This window comes from Marinobacter sp. CH_CUG1437-1 (assembly GCF_037029655.1).
Lineage (GTDB): Bacteria > Pseudomonadota > Gammaproteobacteria > Pseudomonadales > Oleiphilaceae > Marinobacter > Marinobacter salsuginis.
The window spans coordinates 25,904-41,839 of record NZ_JAYMEW010000007.1 but is presented as its reverse complement, the minus strand read 5'-3'; the positions used below and the strand labels follow the sequence as shown (position 1 = coordinate 41,839).

The window sequence follows — 15,936 nt, the reverse complement described above, 5'->3', positions numbered from 1 at the left end:
ATGCGGTGGTAAAGCCCGCCGTTGTCTTGCCCTTGTCAGATGCACTCGTCAGAATGCTAAAAAACTGGCGCCAGCCTGATGTTATATCCATCCTCATGCCAAGGAGACTTAATGAACATTTCTTATCTGATCCGTGTTTTCCAATCCACAGGACAGCGCTGTCGTCGAGGCGTAACTTGTTTGCGTGCCGGGCTGGCTGCCGTGCTCGTAGTGTCTCTGGTGGGATGTGCTTCCAGTGTCAGCGTCGTTGAAACCTGGGAAGGCAATCCTGCGGCCGCGTCTAACGCCGCTACTTTGCAAACACCCGGTGAAATCCGCGTGACCCGGGTGAACGGTCGCGTCATGACCAACTTCCTGATGGATGACCTGGCCCTAGACTATGCCTTGCTTCCAGGCGAAAACGAGGTTGTGTTTGTCTACAAGACTATCTGGGCGAAAAGCACTGTGGTCAGAAACGGGGAATCGAAAGTTCACGTGATTGAGAGCGAGCCCCAGGTTGCTCGCTTCGAGGCCGCAGCCGGTGAGACTTATCGGTTCAAGTTCGATCAGCCGGAGTCACGCCAGGAAGCTGAAGAAGAAATGCCGGAATTTTCCGCCCAGATTGTCTCTTCGGCGGGAGCAGCCGTGGCGACTTCCACCGTTTGGGATCCGAAAGAGCAGATGACAACCTCCCGTACGCCGATCCCGGCGTCTACTTCCGAGATCGCTCCTGCAAACGGCGACAATGCACTTGAACAGCTCAAATCCATTTGGGAAACAGCGAGTGACGAGGAAAAGAAGGCGTTTCTTCGTTGGGCCTTCGAATAATCGAATCCTTGCCTGAACGTTTCCGGACCTGCCTGTTCAGGCCCGGAAGCGTTTAAAGGCCTTCTTCAGAAGTCCCTCCATCGCGTTCATCGCATCATCCGCCAGGGTCTGTGTTGGCGAGGCGGCAATGGGCTCTTTGGCATCCTCGGCCCCGAGCTGTTGCATGGCCGATTCGATGGCGCTGAGGCTTTCAGCCACGTGAGCTTGCAGGGACTCCCCATGTGCCACCACGTCTGGACAGCTGGTGAAATTGAGGGTCAGTCTTCCTTCATAGCTTACCGCAACAATAACCAGTCCCATGCTGTCGAACAGCGGCGCCGTGTTGTACTGCTGAACCAGTCGTGCGCCCTGTAGGTAAAGTGGCACCTGCGGCCCCGGAACGTTGGTGATGGGGAGGTTGAATACTGGCTGGTAGCGCTGGGCAATCTGCAATTCCGAGTAAAGTCTCGCTGATAGTGCCAGCATGGTGGATGGCAGGAGCTCCGTAAGCCGATCCGCGGCAATGGCCTCCCGGTAAGGTTCGGAGGCAACCGCATTCCAGTGAATCCGTCGAATCCGGTGGGCAGGATTGGTTTCATTGGTTGCCAGATCCAGCAGCATGGCGGACATCTGGTTCCCGGTTGCCCGGCGCAAACTGTTGGAACGCACCGAAATCGGTGTCATTGCCACCAGTGACTTTTCGGCGTTGGCGCTTTCGCTGATCAGATAGCGTTTCAGGGCTTCGGCACACAAACCCAGAACAACATCGTTCAGGGTTACATCACCGAGGAATGCTTTGATCGCTTTCAATCTGGAAAGCTCCACGCTGGCCGAAACGATCTGTCGGTTTGCTGTAATCTGGCGGTTGAAGGGGCTGTGTGGGGCCGAGAACAGCGGCAAAGGTAGCGGTAGTTTGCGCAGTTGTTTCTGGATCAGACCGCGGGCTGTGGCCTCGGCGGCGTTGAAGGCCAGAGAGGTGAATTGCAGAGGTGTTCGTATGATGTTCGCGCCGGCCTGCAGTACTACACGCTCTTCGGACGGTTCAGGTCTCGGCTGCCAGGGCCGCGGCGGAGCGATCGGGCTGGGCTGGGGGGTGTACTCAAGAAGCTTGCCGATTATTTCTTCGCCGCTGAAGGCGTCAATGGCGGCGTGATGCAGTTTGACGATCAGTGCAAAGCCTTCGCTGCCGGTGTTTTCATCGTCCAGTTTGAAGCCGTCTACGAAGGTGATGTGCCAGAGGGGGCGATCCCTCTTTAAGGGCTCTTCCAGAATCCGGGAGGCCAGGGTCATCAAGCTTGCCTGACGGCCATGTTCGCCCAGATTGACGTAGGCAAGGTGGCGTTCAATGCTGAAATCCGGGTCGTCAATCCAGTAAGGCCGGCCCAGGCGAAAGGGAATCTCTTTCAGGCGCTGACGAAATACCGGCACGACATGCAGGCGGCTTCTAAGGTGAGCGACAAAGGTACTGAAGGCCAGTGGCTTTTCCCGCTCGCTGGCATCGAAGAGATAGATGCCGCCGATGTGCATCGGTGTTGTTTCCGATTCCAGGTACAGGAAAGAGGCATCCAGTTCCGACAGTTGCCGCATCAGAGAGCTCCCTTCGGCGTTGGTTTCAGCTGCAGTATAAACGAAGTGTGCTGGCAAGCGGTTGACTCATTTGCCTGACTTTATTCCAAGTTTAAGTCATATCATTTTCTTTATTTTCAGCCTGTTAGCCAGTTTCCGATGGCGCCATTCGCGCTGAGCCGCTCCCAGAACCACATCAAAGCCTTGCCCTGATCCTCGGCATGCCTGGCTATATGGAGCGTTATCGGTTGGCGTGATTCCTGGACCTCTTTGATGATCAGTTTCCCTTCTTCCAGCTCTTTACTGATTCTTGCCCTCGGTAACCAACCCACGCCAAGACCGGCCACCTGAATGGCGATCTTCTGATCAATGTTGGCGACGGTCAGGGTCCGTTGCCTGTGAAATATGCCGGCATGTCCCGGTGGTAATGAACGTGAAGTGTCTGCCGCCACGGCTGCGGGAAAACGGGAGATGTCTTCCTCGGAAAGCGGCGTGTCGGCATCAGCCAGGGGATGATCCGTGGCAACCGCAAAGACAAAGGGCATGTCTCCCAGCGGCTTTGTAGTGTAGTTTCCGGCAGGCTTGCTGAAATTATCGGCACCAATGATCAGGTCCACTCTTCGGCTTTGTAGCGCATCCCAGGTGCCGGCGAAAACCTCCTCCACGATTTGCACATCCACCGGCACGCCCAGCTCATAGAATTCCTGGATTGTCGGAAACAGGCATTCTGCTGGCAGCAGCGAGTTGAATCCGATTCGTAGACGCGTTTCCCAGCCTTGGGCGACCTGGCGGGTGGTGTGAGCCAGGTTTTCTGCCGCTTCCAGCAGGGTGCGGCCCTCCTCCAGAAGGTATCGGCCGGCCGGCGTCAGTCGAGCGCGATGTCCGGTGCGGTCGTAGATGGCCACGTTCAGGTCTTCTTCCAGTTTCTGCACGGTGTAGCTGATGGCGGAGGGAACCCGGAACAGTTCGTTAGCGGCCCCGGCGAAACTGCCTTTGCGGTCTATGGCATCAAGTACTTTGAGGGCGTCTATGGTGATGGCTGTATGCATGTTCGAATTATCTGAGGTTGTTGGCCAGAAATGCTTGTTTGAGAGGGTAGCAGGGTCCCCGTTATTCTGCCTGTATTGATTTCATCATGTTCAGGAAATTTAACGGGAGGGGATTATGGGCTTGCTGATTGACGGCAAATGGCACGATAAGTGGTATGACACTGACAAGACCGGTGGCAAGTTTGAACGGGAGGCGGCCCGCTTCCGTAACTGGGTGACCGCCGACGGCTCGCCGGGGCCGGAAGGCGAGGGTGGCTTCAAGGCCGAGTCCGGTCGTTATCACCTGTATGTATCGATGGCCTGTCCCTGGGCACATCGCACATTGATCTTCCGAAAGCTCAAGGGGCTGGAAAAGCACATTTCAGTTTCCGTGGTGCACCCGGACATGGTGGAAAACGGCTGGGAGTTTCGGCCGGACAGCGAGCAGCATCGGGATCATCTGCATGACTTCCGCTTCATGCACCAGGTTTATACCAAGGCGGCCACAGAGTATACCGGGCGGGTGACGGTGCCAACGCTGTGGGACAAAAAGAAGCAGACAATTGCGAGCAATGAATCCGCCGAGATTATCCGCATGTTTAATTCGGCGTTTGATAGTCTCGAAGATGTTCGCGCTGACTTGGATTTCTACCCCAGGGAGTTACAAGGGGAGATTGATGAGGTAAATACCCGGGTGTATGACACGGTTAACAATGGCGTTTACAAGGCGGGCTTTGCTACAGCGCAGGATAAATACGAGGAAGCCTACAACGCGTTGTTCGATTCCCTCGACTGGCTTGAAGAGCGATTGTCTGGAAAACGGTATCTCGTGGGTGGCCGTTTAACGGAGGCAGACTGGCGTCTGTTCACTACGTTGATCCGGTTCGATGCGGTGTATTACAGCCACTTCAAGTGTAACCGACAGCGTATCAGTGATTTCCCGGCGCTTTCTGCCTACGTTCGGGATCTCTACCAGGTGCCGGGTGTGGCGGAGACTGTCGATATCGATCAGATCAAACGCCATTACTATGTGAGCCAGAGAACCATCAACCCGACTCAGATCGTGCCGGTCGGGCCGAAACTGGACTTCGATTCACCTCACGGTCGTGAGTCGCTCAGCTAACCCTGGCAACGGCGACTTCGGTCAGCAGTTCCATGGCCATTTTATGGCCGGAGTCGGGTAGGGATTGAAGGCAGGCCTTCGCCAGGTCTGCCTGCTCCCGGGCCTTGCTCATGGTGTATTCGATGGCGCCTGAGCGCTCAACGATGTCGAGGATGCGTGGCAGATCGTCCAGGCCGCCCTTGCGTATCGCCTGGCGGATCAACTGCCGCTCATCCTCTGTTCCATGGGCCATGGCGTGGATCAGCGGCAAGGTCGTTTTGCCTTCCGCCAGATCGTCGCCAACGTTCTTGCCCATGGCTTCGGCGTCGCCCCGGTAATCCAGGACATCGTCAACCAGCTGAAAGGCCAGGCCCAGATACTTGCCGTAGTTTTTCAGCCCCAATTCCTGCTCATCACTGGCATCGGCGAGCAGGGCGCCAGTGTGGGAGGCGGCTTCGAACAGCATGGCGGTCTTGTTGTGAATGACCTTCATGTACTGCTCTTCGGTCAGATCCGGGTTTTTCACGTTCATTAGCTGCATGACCTCGCCTTCGGCGATTACCGCCGTGGCGTGGGACAACACGTCCATAATGCGCAGGCTTTTCAGCTCAACCATCATCTCGAACGCACGGGCGTAGAGGAAATCACCTACCAGTACACTTGGCGCGTTGCCCCAGCGGGCGTTTGCGGTGCTACGGCCCCGGCGCATGTCGGAAGTATCCACGACATCGTCGTGTAGCAGGGTGGCGGTGTGCAGGAATTCAATCACGGCGGCAAGTTTCAGATGATCGTCTTTATTGTAGCCGGCGGCCTGGCTGGAAAGCAGAACCAGTAATGGTCTCAGGCGCTTACCGCCGCTTTCGATGATGTACTGGGCTATTTTCTCTACCAGAGGAACATCGGAGGAAAGCCGCTGGATGATCAGGTCATTAACGCGGCTGAAGTCGTCGGCCACGGTGTCGTAAATGCGCTGGGCTGTCATGCGGCTTGTTGATCCCTTGCTGGTGTTATCGTCGTTACGATCATTGATATTAAAGGCAGGTCGCGGCAATGCTAGGTATTGCCGAAGGTAGTGTCAACTTGGCTTGTGTTGCGGTGCGTCTTTTCGTACAATCACGCGCCCAACTCATCCCAACCTGCGCTCCCTGCTATAGGGTCGCCAGAGCGCCTCCCTTAGAACCAGGTGGATAAGAGCAGGGATGGGTCAATCGTGGAGAACGAGTGAATGTACGCAGTTATTGTTAGCGGTGGCAAGCAGCACCGTGTAAAAGAAGGCGAAACCCTGAAGCTGGAAAAGCTGGAAGTTGAAACCGGTGGCAACGTTGAGTTTGATCGCGTTCTGCTGATCGCCGACGGCGACAAGGTTCAGGTAGGCGCGCCGGTAGTTGATGGTGCCAAAGTGACCGCAGAAGTGGTTAGCCACGGCCGTCACGACAAGGTTCAGATCATCAAGTTCCGTCGTCGTAAGCATCACATGAAGCGTCAGGGCCACCGTCAGTGGTTTACTGAAGTCAAGATCACGGGTATCAAGGGCTGAGGCTCTCGAATTACCCCTTAAATAAGGAGGCTGGTAATGGCTCATAAAAAGGCAGCAGGTAGTACCCGTAACGGTCGCGATTCCGAGTCGAAACGACTTGGTGTAAAGCGCTTTGGCGGCGAGACTGTATCTGCAGGCAGCATCATCATCCGTCAGCGTGGCACCCGTTTCCACGCTGGTAGCAATGTTGGCATTGGCAAGGACCACACCCTGTTTGCGAAAGCAGACGGCCAGGTGAAGTTCGAAACCAAAGGCCCGCAGAGCCGTAAGTTCGTGAGCATCGTTCCGGCTGCGTAAGCAGCGGCGATCCGGTTCTGTCGAACCTTGGGTGGCGCTGATATCCTGATATCATCAGGTGTTCAGAGCCATCCGGAGCCCCGCAAAGCTTCCTAGAGGCTGCGGGGCTTTTTAGTTTATGCGCATGGCGCAAAGGGTTTATTCATGAAATTCGTAGACGAAGCCACCATCATTGTGGAAGCCGGCAAGGGCGGTCACGGCTGCCTGAGCTTCCGGCGAGAAAAATACGTTCCCAAGGGTGGCCCCGATGGCGGCGACGGGGGCGATGGTGGTTCCGTGTATCTGGAAGCCGAGGAGTCGCTGAACACGCTGATCGACTTCCGGTTCCAGCGCAAACACAAAGCCCAGAACGGCGAGCCCGGTTCCGGCCGCAACTGTACCGGTAATAAAGGCGAAGATCTGGTTTTGCCGGTTCCGGTCGGTACCACCGTTGTTGATATGGATACCCATGAGGTTCTGGGGGACCTGACTCATGCCGGTCAGCGCCTGAAGGTGGCCCAGGGCGGGTTTCATGGCCTTGGCAACACCCGTTTCAAATCCTCGGTGAATCGCGCCCCGCGCCAGACTACCAAGGGCTCCGAGGGCGAGCTGCGCAACCTGAGGCTGGAGCTGAAGGTGCTGGCGGACGTGGGGTTGCTGGGCATGCCCAATGCCGGCAAGTCTACCTTTATCCGTTCGGTGTCGGCGGCCCGCCCGAAGGTTGCGGACTATCCGTTTACCACGCTGGTGCCCAATCTTGGTGTTGTCAGTGTGCAGGCGCACCAGAGTTTCGTGATCGCCGATATTCCCGGTCTGATTGAAGGTGCCGCCGAAGGTGCCGGCCTGGGTATCCGCTTCCTGAAGCATCTCGTGCGCACCCGGCTACTGCTGCACCTTGTGGATGTGGCACCGTACGATGGCTCGTCGCCCGCCGATGCGGTTAGAGCAATCGAGCATGAGCTTGAGAAGTTCAGCGAAACCCTGGCCAACCGTCCGAGATGGCTTGTGCTGAACAAAGTCGACATGGTGGCCGAAGAAGATCGCGATGCTCATTGTCAGGCCATTGTCGATGAGCTCGGATGGGAAGGGCCGGTTTTCTGGATCTCTGCGCTCAGTGGCGAGGGCACCAAGTCCCTGGCTCAGGCCGTTATGCGCTGGATCGAAGAGCAGGCTGAGGAAGAGGCCCAGAATCCGGAATTCGCGGAGCGGGAGGCCCAACGTCGCCGGCAGATGGACGACGAAGCTCGCGCCCGTATTGAAGCCGAGCGTCAGGCACGCCGCGCGGCCCGCGAAGAGGACGAAGACGACGACTTTGACGATGATGATTACGATGTCGAAGTGGTCTACGCCCCGGAGTAAACCAAGGACTGATACCAGAGAGATCGCTCAAGCATCATGACTGAACGCCTACAGCTGCGCCAGGCCCGTCGCCTGGTTATCAAGATCGGAAGCGCTTTGCTGACCAACGATGGCCGTGGCCTGGATGTGGCCGCCCTGGGTTTGTGGGTGGATCAGATCGCCGAGCTGATTGAAGACGGCGTCGAGGTGGTGGTTGTTTCCTCTGGTTCCGTCGCGGAAGGAATGAGTCGTCTGGGCTGGACGGTTCGGCCTGAGCAGCTTCATGAGCTTCAAGCCGCTGCAGCTGTTGGTCAGATGGGGCTGGTGCAGACGTGGGAAGCCCAGTTCAAGCGGCACGACATCCATACTGCGCAGATTTTGCTGACCCATGATGATCTGTCGGACCGTAAGCGATATCTGAACGGCCGAGGCACACTGCGCGCCTTGCTGAACTTTGGTGTGGTGCCAATCGTTAATGAAAACGATACCGTTGTTACCGATGAGATTCGGTTTGGCGACAACGACACCCTTGGGGCGCTGGTTGCCAATCTGATTGAGGCGGACGGTCTGATTATCCTGACCGACCAACTGGGTCTGTTTGACAAGGATCCGAGGAAGCATTCGGGCGCTCGCCTGGTGACGGAGCGGCGGGCTGAAGACCGCGAACTGGACGCCATGGCCGGTGGTGGCGCTGGAGTTCTTGGTCGTGGTGGCATGCAGACCAAGTTGCGGGCGGCACGGCTCGCGGCAAGGTCCGGGGCTTTTACTGTGATCGTCGGTGGCCGAATCGAGGGTGTGATTGGCCGGTTGAGGCAAGGCGATGTAATCGGCACCTTGTTGTTGCCGGAGCAGGGCCGGATTGCTGCCCGAAAGCAATGGCTCGCCAGTCATTTGCAGACCCGTGGCAGGCTGACCCTGGATGATGGTGCTGTGAAAGTGCTCTGTCTGGGAGGCCGCAGTCTTCTGCCGGTTGGGGTCAAGGGCGTGGCAGGGCAGTTCCGGCGTGGGGAGATGGTGTCTTGCTTCGATCAGAGTGGCCGTGAAGTTGCCCGGGGTCTGGTGAATTACGATGCCGATGAGGCCAGGGCCATTGCCGGCCGGTCCAGTGATCGGATTACCGAAATCCTTGGCTATATGTCAGGCGAGGAGATGATCCACCGGGACAATCTGGTGATTGTTTGATAATTGTTCGGCCATAAAAAAAACCGGCCAACTGGCCGGTTTTTTTATGCCTGAATTGAGCTGATTAGGCGCTCTTCAGGGCCTTGATTTTGGCGCTCAGACGGCTCTTGCTACGAGCGACCTTGTTCTTCGCGAAGATGCCTTTGTTGACCATGCTGTCCAGAATCGGCTGAGCCTGCTGGAAAGCGGCCTGGGCTTCTTCGTAGTTGCCGGCTTCGATCTTGGATTGGATCTTTTTCACATAAGTACGAGCCATGGAACGCAGGCTTGCATTGTGCTTGCGGTTCTTCTCGTTCTGACGTGCGCGCTTCTTGGCTTGCGGGGAATTTGCCACCGTAAAACTCCTGAAAATCTCAAATTCGTTGCTGAATGATTCGTTACATCGCGGGCGCGCCAAAACCAGCGCGTCGAAATAAATGACGCGGAACTATGCCGCTCAAACCTTCAAATGTCAAGGCTAAAACCCATTTCATGCCCCGACACAGAAGGCCTGTGGTAAACTCGCGGCTCACTGAACGCGGGCTTGACCGGGAAGCAGGTAATTCCCGAAATGCCCGCGCCAAAAGGATGTCCAGAATGCCAGACAAGGGCCTGCATGTCGTCGGAACCTGAATCAAAACCCGAACAGAAACAATTGCCCAGGGCGCCGGGCCTGCTAAGGTCGTCGGGGGTTGTAGGTATTATGACCATGCTGTCCCGGGTGTTGGGCCTGGTTCGCGATATGGTCATCGCCCGATATTTCGGCGCAGGCGCCGGGGCGGATGCTTTTTTCGTTGCCTTCAAAATCCCGAATTTCCTGCGCCGGCTGTTTGCCGAGGGCGCCTTCTCCCAGGCCTTTGTGCCTGTGTTGTCATCCTACCGGGAGAATCAGTCACTATCGGACGTTCAGCGGTTGGTCAATGCGGTGGCGGGCTCCCTCGGGTTGGTGCTGTTGGGCGTGACCTTGGTGGCCATCCTCGGAGCGCCAGTGCTGACGGCGGTTTTTGCCCCCGGCTTTCTGGATGATGAGGTAAAGTTCGCGCTTACCAGCGACATGTTGCGCATCACTTTCCCTTACTTGCTGCTGATATCCCTGACCGCCTTCGCCGGTGGCATTCTCAATAGCTACGATCGTTTTGCTGTACCCGCTTTTACCCCTGTACTTCTGAATCTGGCGATGATTGCCGCAGCCATCTGGCTGACGCCGTTGATGGAGGAGCCGGTGATGGCCCTGGCCTGGGGCGTGTTCATCGCCGGGGCCCTGCAGTTGTTTTTCCAGTTGCCATTTCTGATGCGGTTGGGCCTGCTGCCACGGCCTCGCGTGGATTATCGCCACGAAGGCGTCAGCCGGATTCTCAAGCTGATGGCACCCGCGCTGTTCGGGGTGTCAGTGAGCCAGATCAACCTGCTCCTTGATACGGTTCTGGCGTCCTTTCTCCAGACCGGCAGCGTGTCCTGGCTGTACTATTCTGATCGTCTTTCAGAGCTGCCCCTCGGCGTGTTCGGCATAGCCATTGCCACGGTGATCCTGCCGAGTCTCTCCCGTAAACACGCAGCGGCATCCGCGGACCAGTTCGCGGCCACCCTGGACTGGGCAGTCAGGGCGGTTCTGCTGATCGGTTTGCCGGCCGCCCTTGCGCTGGCGTTGCTGGCCGAGCCGCTGATTGCGACCCTGTTTCATTATGGCGCGGTAACAGACCGGGATGTTGCCATGTCTGCCCAGAGCTTGAGGGCTTATTCCGCCGGCTTGCTGGCGTTCATGTTGATCAAGGTTCTGGCGCCGGGATTTTTTGCCAGGGAGGACACCAAGACACCTGTCAAAATCGGCATCATCGCCATGGTGGCAAACATGGTGTTCAACCTGGTTCTGATATTTCCGCTGGCCCATGCCGGTCTTGCGCTGGCCACCTCTATTTCGGCCTGGTTGAACGGCTATCTCCTGTGGCGGGGACTTCGCAAGGAAGGGGCCTGGCAGAGCCAGCCCGGCTGGCCCCGTTTCCTGCTGCAGCTGATGTTTGCCAACGCTGCATTGGCGGCCATCATTGTCTGGCTCAGCGACCCGGTGTCGGTGTGGCTGGCAAACGGCGGTTACCAGCGGGCAGCGGATATGGCGTTGCTGGTGGGGGCAGGCGTGGTCGTCTACTTCGTCGCACTGGCGCTGGCCGGGGTTCGGGTAAGACATTTCCGCCACAGGTAAGGTATAATCGCGCGTTTTCTCACCAGCGTTGCGGTAAAAGCAGGCGCTGAAAGCTAGCTGGCAATTGAAGGTTCGCATTACATGCGTCTGATCCGGGGCCTGACCAACCTTAAAATGCTTTCCCGTCGGGACGACTCTCCGCTCGCTAACGGGTGTGTGGCCACCATTGGCAACTTCGATGGTGTGCATCTCGGGCATAAGACCATTATTGATCAGGTGAAAAGCAAGGCTGAAGCCCTGGGTGTTCCATCCGTGGTGATGATTTTCGAGCCTCAGCCCCGGGAGTTTTTTCAGGGTAGCGAAGCGCCACCAAGGCTCATGGGGTTTCGGCAGAAGTTCGAGGCCCTGCTGGCGGAAGGCATCGATATCGTGCTCTGCCTGCGCTTCAATCAGGCGTTTCGCAGTTATTCCGCCATGGGCTTTATAGACGATGTTCTGATTGGGGGGCTGGCTGTCCGCCACCTGGTGGTGGGCGATGATTTCCGGTTTGGCTGCGATCGGGCCGGAGACTTCGAGCTCCTTGAAAAAGTCGGCAGGGACACCGGATTTACCGTTGAGAATACTCTTACGGTGACGGTAGACGGCGAACGTGTGAGCAGTACCCGAGTCCGGAATTCGCTCACAGTGAACGGGCTGCAGAAGGCTGAAACACTTCTGGGTCACCCCTACCGGATTCGGGGCAGGGTCGTTTACGGTCGTCAATTGGGGCGCCAGATTGGCGCGCCAACCGCGAACATTCTGTTGCACAGAACACCGGCCCTGCGCGGAGTCTATGTGGTTGCGGCCACACTTGATGACGGCGCCCGGTTTGATGGCGTTGCCAATATCGGCGTACGCCCCACCGTTGACGGAAAGCGTCCCTCGCTGGAAGTGCACCTGTTTGACTTTGCTGGCACACTTTATGGCCAGCATCTGGAAGTGGTATTCCGCCACGGGCTGCGGGACGAGGAAAAGTTCGATTCCGTGGATGAGCTGAAAGAACAGATTGCCCGGGATTTTGATCATGCCCGAGCGTGGATTGACGAAAACGGTTCTGTGAAAAGCGCGGATTGAAACGCCCGGCTGCGCCCCAACGAATTAATGATCGACCAAAACTGACCAAGACCAAAAGAGTACGCACACAAACCATGAGCGACTACAAGCACACTCTGAACCTGCCGGAAACCGCCTTCCCCATGCGCGGGAACCTGGCCAAGCGCGAGCCGGAAATGCTCAAGCGCTGGCAGGATCTCGACGTCTACGGCAACCTGCGCAAGCAGCGTGAGGGGCGGGAGAAGTTCATCCTTCATGATGGCCCTCCCTACGCCAACGGCAGCATTCACATTGGTCACGCGGTCAACAAGATTCTCAAGGACATGATCGTCAAGTCCCGCAGCTTCATGGGCTACGACGCGCCCTACGTGCCGGGCTGGGACTGTCATGGCCTGCCGATCGAGCACAAGGTGGAACAGGAGATTGGCAAAGCCGGTGTGAAGGTGGATTACAAAACCTTCCGCCAGGCCTGTCGCGACTATGCCACCAAGCAGATTGCCGGCCAGAAAACCGATTTTATCCGCCTGGGCGTGATGGGGGAGTGGGACAAGCCCTACCTGACCATGGATCCTAAAGTTGAGGCGGGCATTGTTCGCGCCCTGGGCAAGATTGTCGCCAAGGGCCACTTGGTGCGTGGTTACAAGCCGGTTTACTGGAGTGTGGTAGGTCAGTCCGCACTGGCAGAAGCCGAGGTTGAGTACCAGGACAAGACCTCTACCCAGATCGATGTGCGTTTTACAGCGGTTGATCAGGCACAAGCCCTGTCACCGTTCGGCACCGACAATGGCAGCGGCGATGTCTCCGTGGTGATCTGGACCACGACGCCCTGGACCATTCCGGCCAACCAGGCAGTTTCGCTCAATGCAGATCTGGACTACGCGTTAGTGCAGACCGACGTTGGCCAGGGGCCTGAGCGCATGATTCTGGCCGCCGACATGGTGGAAGGCATCATGGCCCGCTGGCAGGTTGAGAGCTACGAAGTGCTGGCAACATGCTCCGGTTCAGCCCTGGAAAACCTCGTTCTCCAGCATCCGATCTATGACAAGCAGGTACCGGTGATCCTGGGCGATCACGTGTCCACGGACGCCGGTACCGGCGCTGTCCACACGGCGCCCGATCACGGCATGGAAGACTTTGAGGTAGGCAAGGCCTACAACATCGGCACCATCAACCTGGTTCAGGCGGATGGTACCTACACCTCGGCCGCCGGTGAATTGGCCGGTGTGCACGTTTACAAGGCGGATGAGCCGGTTTGCAGTGCGCTCGAACGCGAGGGCAAGCTGGTTCGCTCCGAAAAGTTCCGCCACAGCTACCCTCACTGCTGGCGTACCAAGACCCCGTTGATCTACCGGGCAACCCCCCAGTGGTTTATCAGCATGGACAAGGAAAACCTGCGCGCTGACGCTTTGGAAGCCATTCAGGGTGTGCGCTGGGTGCCTGCCTGGGGTAAGAACCGTATCGAAGCCATGTTCAGCCAGTCGCCGGACTGGTGCATCTCCCGTCAGCGAACCTGGGGCGTGCCCATCACCCTGTTTATCCATAAGGAAACCCAGGAGCTGCACCCGGACACCCAGAGCCTGATCGAGAAAGTGGCCCAGCAGATCGAGGAGGGCGGAATCGACGCCTGGTACGAGCTGGATGCTGCTTCCCTGTTGGGCAGTGATGCCGAGCAGTACGAGAAGGTAACCGATACTCTGGACGTCTGGTTTGACTCTGGCGTGACACACGAGTCGGTCCTGCGGGTTCGCGAGGAGCTGGGCCAGTTCCCGGCGGATATGTATCTGGAAGGCTCGGACCAGCACCGGGGCTGGTTCCAATCGTCCCTGAAAACGTCCATCGCCATGAACGGCGTGGCACCTTACAAGCAGGTTCTGACCCACGGCTTTACTGTCGATGGCAAGGGCCACAAGATGTCCAAATCCCTGGGCAACGTGATCGCTCCTCAGGAGGTCATGAACGAGCTGGGTGCCGACATCCTGCGCCTCTGGGTAGCGGCAACCGACTACAGCGGCGAAATGACCGTGTCCAAGGATATCCTGCGCCAGACCGCCGACGGTTACCGCCGGATCCGGAACACCTCCCGCTTCCTGCTCAGTAACCTGACCGGATTCGATCCGGAGCAGCACATGGTTGCGCCGGAAGACATGATCGCGCTGGATCGCTGGATGGTGGACCGTGCACTTCAATTGCAGGAAGAGCTGCATGAGGATTATGGCAACTACGCCTTCCTGCGGATCTACCAGAAGGTATACAACTTCTGTGAAGCCACCCTGGGCGGCTTCTATCTGGATATCATCAAGGACCGCCAGTACACCACTCAGGCTGACAGCCTCGCACGTCGCTCCTGCCAGACGGCCCTGTACCATGTGGCCGAGGCGCTGGTTCGCTGGATTGCGCCGATCCTCAGCTTTACCGCTGACGAGATCTGGCAGCACCTTCCGGGTAAGCGCGGCGATACCGTGTTCTATGAAACCTGGTACGAAGGCCTCACGGCACTGCCCGAAAGCGCAGAGCTTGGCCGCGACTACTGGCGCGAGATGTACAGCGTGAAAGAGGCCGTCAACAAGTGCCTGGAGGAAGCCAGGGCTCGGGGTGAAATCAAAGGCTCGCTCAGTGCCGAGGTGACCCTGTTCTGCGAAGGCGACCTGGCTGCCGACCTGAAGCACCTGGGCGAGGAGCTGCGGTTTGTTCTGATTACTTCCGAGGCCAGTGTCAAACCGGTTTCAGAAGCGGGCGATGCGGAAATGACCTCCCATGAAGGTCTCCGCGTGAAGGTGACACCCGCCGCTCACGCCAAGTGTGAGCGCTGCTGGCACCACCGTGAAGACGTCGGCCGCAACGCCAAGTACGACGATCTCTGTGGTCGCTGTGTGACCAATGTGGAAGGGCCTGGTGAAGCCCGCGCATACGCCTGATGGACGCGACCATGACGGAGCAGGTCACCGGGACCAAATTGAAGTGGCTGTGGCTGGCTGTTCTGGTGATCGCTTTGGATCTGGGCACCAAGGCGATGGCCACCGCCATGCTGACCTACGGTGATCCGGTTCCGGTGATGCCGATGTTCAATCTGACGCTGCTTCACAACACTGGAGCCGCGTTCAGTTTTCTGGCTGGCGCGGCCGGCTGGCAGCGCTGGTTCTTCGTAATTTTGGCGCTCGTGGTCAGCGTGGTGCTGATTTACTGGCTGAAAAACCTCCAGCGCCATGAAACCTGGACCGCCATTGCCATCGTACTCATACTCGGCGGGGCCCTAGGCAACGTCTACGATCGGGTGGTGCATGGCTACGTGGTGGATTTCCTGCATTTCTACTGGCAGGACTGGCACTTTCCCGCCTTTAACCTGGCCGACACCGCGATCACCATCGGTGCCGCCATGATGATTCTTGATATGTTCCGCAAACCCGCCGATTCGGACGGGGATGCGCAGAGAAGTGAGTAGCTCTTATGAATGAACTGCCTGTCGACAAGGGTACCCGGGTAAAACTGCACTTTGCCCTGAAATTCCCGGATGGCGAAGTGATTGACTCGACCTTTGAGAAAGAGCCGGCTTCCCTGGAAATCGGCGATGACAACTTGCCGGAAAACTTCGAGGCTTACCTGATGGGCATGAAGGCCGGTGACAGGGACAGCTTTGAGGTTCCGCCGGAGAAAGCCTTTGGCCAGCACAACCCGAATAACGTCCAGACCTTCAAGCGTCATGAGTTCAGCCCCGATATGGTGCTGGAGCCGGGCGTGATGATCTCCTTCGCCGATGCGCGCCAGAGTGAGTTGCCCGGTGTGGTCAGCCGAGTGGAAGGTGATGAGGTCGAGGTGGATTTCAATCACCCCCTGGCAGGGCGTACACTGACATTTGAAGTGGAAATCATTGACGTGGAGCCGGCTGGCCCGGCCCACTAACCAGAGCAGCAGGTTG

General features: G+C 57.6%; 15 protein-coding genes. 11 read left to right on the top strand and 4 right to left on the bottom strand.

Features of this window, described 5'->3' with window-relative positions:
- Positions 1–111 precede the first annotated feature (111 nt).
- Positions 112–807 (top strand): DUF2057 family protein, encoded by a 696-nt coding sequence (locus tag WA411_RS16435; RefSeq protein ID WP_209398932.1) that lies wholly within the window; start codon positions 112–114, stop codon positions 805–807.
- Positions 808–843: 36 nt separating this feature from the next.
- Here the strand turns inward: WA411_RS16435 and WA411_RS16430 are convergent, their stop codons facing one another.
- Positions 844–2,373, bottom strand: coding sequence for a WS/DGAT/MGAT family O-acyltransferase (locus WA411_RS16430; RefSeq protein ID WP_291909384.1), 1,530 nt, complete (start codon positions 2,371–2,373; stop codon positions 844–846).
- A gap of 116 nt (positions 2,374–2,489) precedes the next feature.
- Positions 2,490–3,401 carry a LysR family transcriptional regulator gene (locus WA411_RS16425; RefSeq protein WP_153634754.1) on the bottom strand — a complete coding sequence of 304 codons (912 nt, stop codon included), beginning with the start codon at positions 3,399–3,401 and terminating at the stop codon, positions 2,490–2,492.
- A gap of 115 nt (positions 3,402–3,516) precedes the next feature.
- Between WA411_RS16425 and WA411_RS16420 the strand changes: the two genes are divergently transcribed.
- Positions 3,517–4,503 (top strand): glutathione S-transferase family protein, encoded by a 987-nt coding sequence (locus tag WA411_RS16420; RefSeq protein WP_291909386.1) that lies wholly within the window; start codon positions 3,517–3,519, stop codon positions 4,501–4,503.
- On the opposite strand, the gene ispB is transcribed toward WA411_RS16420, so the two are convergent.
- Complete coding sequence (ispB, locus tag WA411_RS16415) at positions 4,496–5,464, bottom strand: octaprenyl diphosphate synthase (protein WP_291909388.1); 969 nt, start codon at positions 5,462–5,464, stop codon at positions 4,496–4,498. The genes WA411_RS16420 and ispB overlap by 8 nt on opposite strands.
- Before the next feature lie 243 nt (positions 5,465–5,707).
- Here ispB and rplU point away from each other — a divergent pair, with 243 nt between their 5' ends.
- From rplU to proB, 4 genes are all read left to right on the top strand, one after another.
- Complete coding sequence (rplU, locus tag WA411_RS16410) at positions 5,708–6,019, top strand: 50S ribosomal protein L21 (protein WP_008170744.1); 312 nt, start codon at positions 5,708–5,710, stop codon at positions 6,017–6,019.
- A 36-nt stretch (positions 6,020–6,055) separates the two neighbouring features.
- Positions 6,056–6,316, top strand: a complete 261-nt coding sequence (rpmA, locus tag WA411_RS16405) for a 50S ribosomal protein L27 (protein WP_008170742.1) — start codon at positions 6,056–6,058, stop codon at positions 6,314–6,316.
- A 144-nt stretch (positions 6,317–6,460) separates the two neighbouring features.
- A complete protein-coding gene (gene cgtA, locus WA411_RS16400) occupies positions 6,461–7,654 on the top strand; it encodes an Obg family GTPase CgtA (protein WP_291909392.1) in 1,194 nt (397 codons plus the stop codon).
- A 36-nt stretch (positions 7,655–7,690) separates the two neighbouring features.
- Positions 7,691–8,815: a glutamate 5-kinase gene (gene proB / locus WA411_RS16395; protein ID WP_291909394.1), complete on the top strand. Its 1,125-nt coding sequence runs from the start codon at positions 7,691–7,693 to the stop codon at positions 8,813–8,815.
- A gap of 64 nt (positions 8,816–8,879) precedes the next feature.
- On the opposite strand, the gene rpsT is transcribed toward proB, so the two are convergent.
- Positions 8,880–9,149: a 30S ribosomal protein S20 gene (rpsT, locus tag WA411_RS16390; RefSeq protein ID WP_008170735.1), complete on the bottom strand. Its 270-nt coding sequence runs from the start codon at positions 9,147–9,149 to the stop codon at positions 8,880–8,882.
- A gap of 261 nt (positions 9,150–9,410) precedes the next feature.
- Between rpsT and murJ the strand changes: the two genes are divergently transcribed.
- The 5 genes from murJ (at position 9,411) to fkpB (ending at position 15,920) form a co-directional block, all read left to right on the top strand.
- Positions 9,411–10,991, top strand: coding sequence for a murein biosynthesis integral membrane protein MurJ (gene murJ, locus WA411_RS16385; protein ID WP_291909397.1), 1,581 nt, complete (start codon positions 9,411–9,413; stop codon positions 10,989–10,991).
- Positions 10,992–11,072: 81 nt separating this feature from the next.
- The gene (gene ribF / locus WA411_RS16380) at positions 11,073–12,044 is read left to right on the top strand and encodes a bifunctional riboflavin kinase/FAD synthetase (RefSeq protein ID WP_291909399.1); all 972 of its coding nucleotides are present in this window, start codon (positions 11,073–11,075) and stop codon (positions 12,042–12,044) included.
- A 74-nt stretch (positions 12,045–12,118) separates the two neighbouring features.
- Positions 12,119–14,938, top strand: coding sequence for an isoleucine--tRNA ligase (ileS, locus tag WA411_RS16375; RefSeq protein WP_291909401.1), 2,820 nt, complete (start codon positions 12,119–12,121; stop codon positions 14,936–14,938).
- Positions 14,938–15,462, top strand: coding sequence for a signal peptidase II (gene lspA / locus WA411_RS16370; RefSeq protein ID WP_153634746.1), 525 nt, complete (start codon positions 14,938–14,940; stop codon positions 15,460–15,462). Before ileS ends, lspA begins: the two co-directional genes overlap by 1 nt.
- A gap of 5 nt (positions 15,463–15,467) precedes the next feature.
- A complete protein-coding gene (gene fkpB, locus WA411_RS16365; RefSeq protein WP_153634745.1) occupies positions 15,468–15,920 on the top strand; it encodes an FKBP-type peptidyl-prolyl cis-trans isomerase in 453 nt (150 codons plus the stop codon).
- The last annotated feature ends 16 nt before the right edge of the window (positions 15,921–15,936 follow it).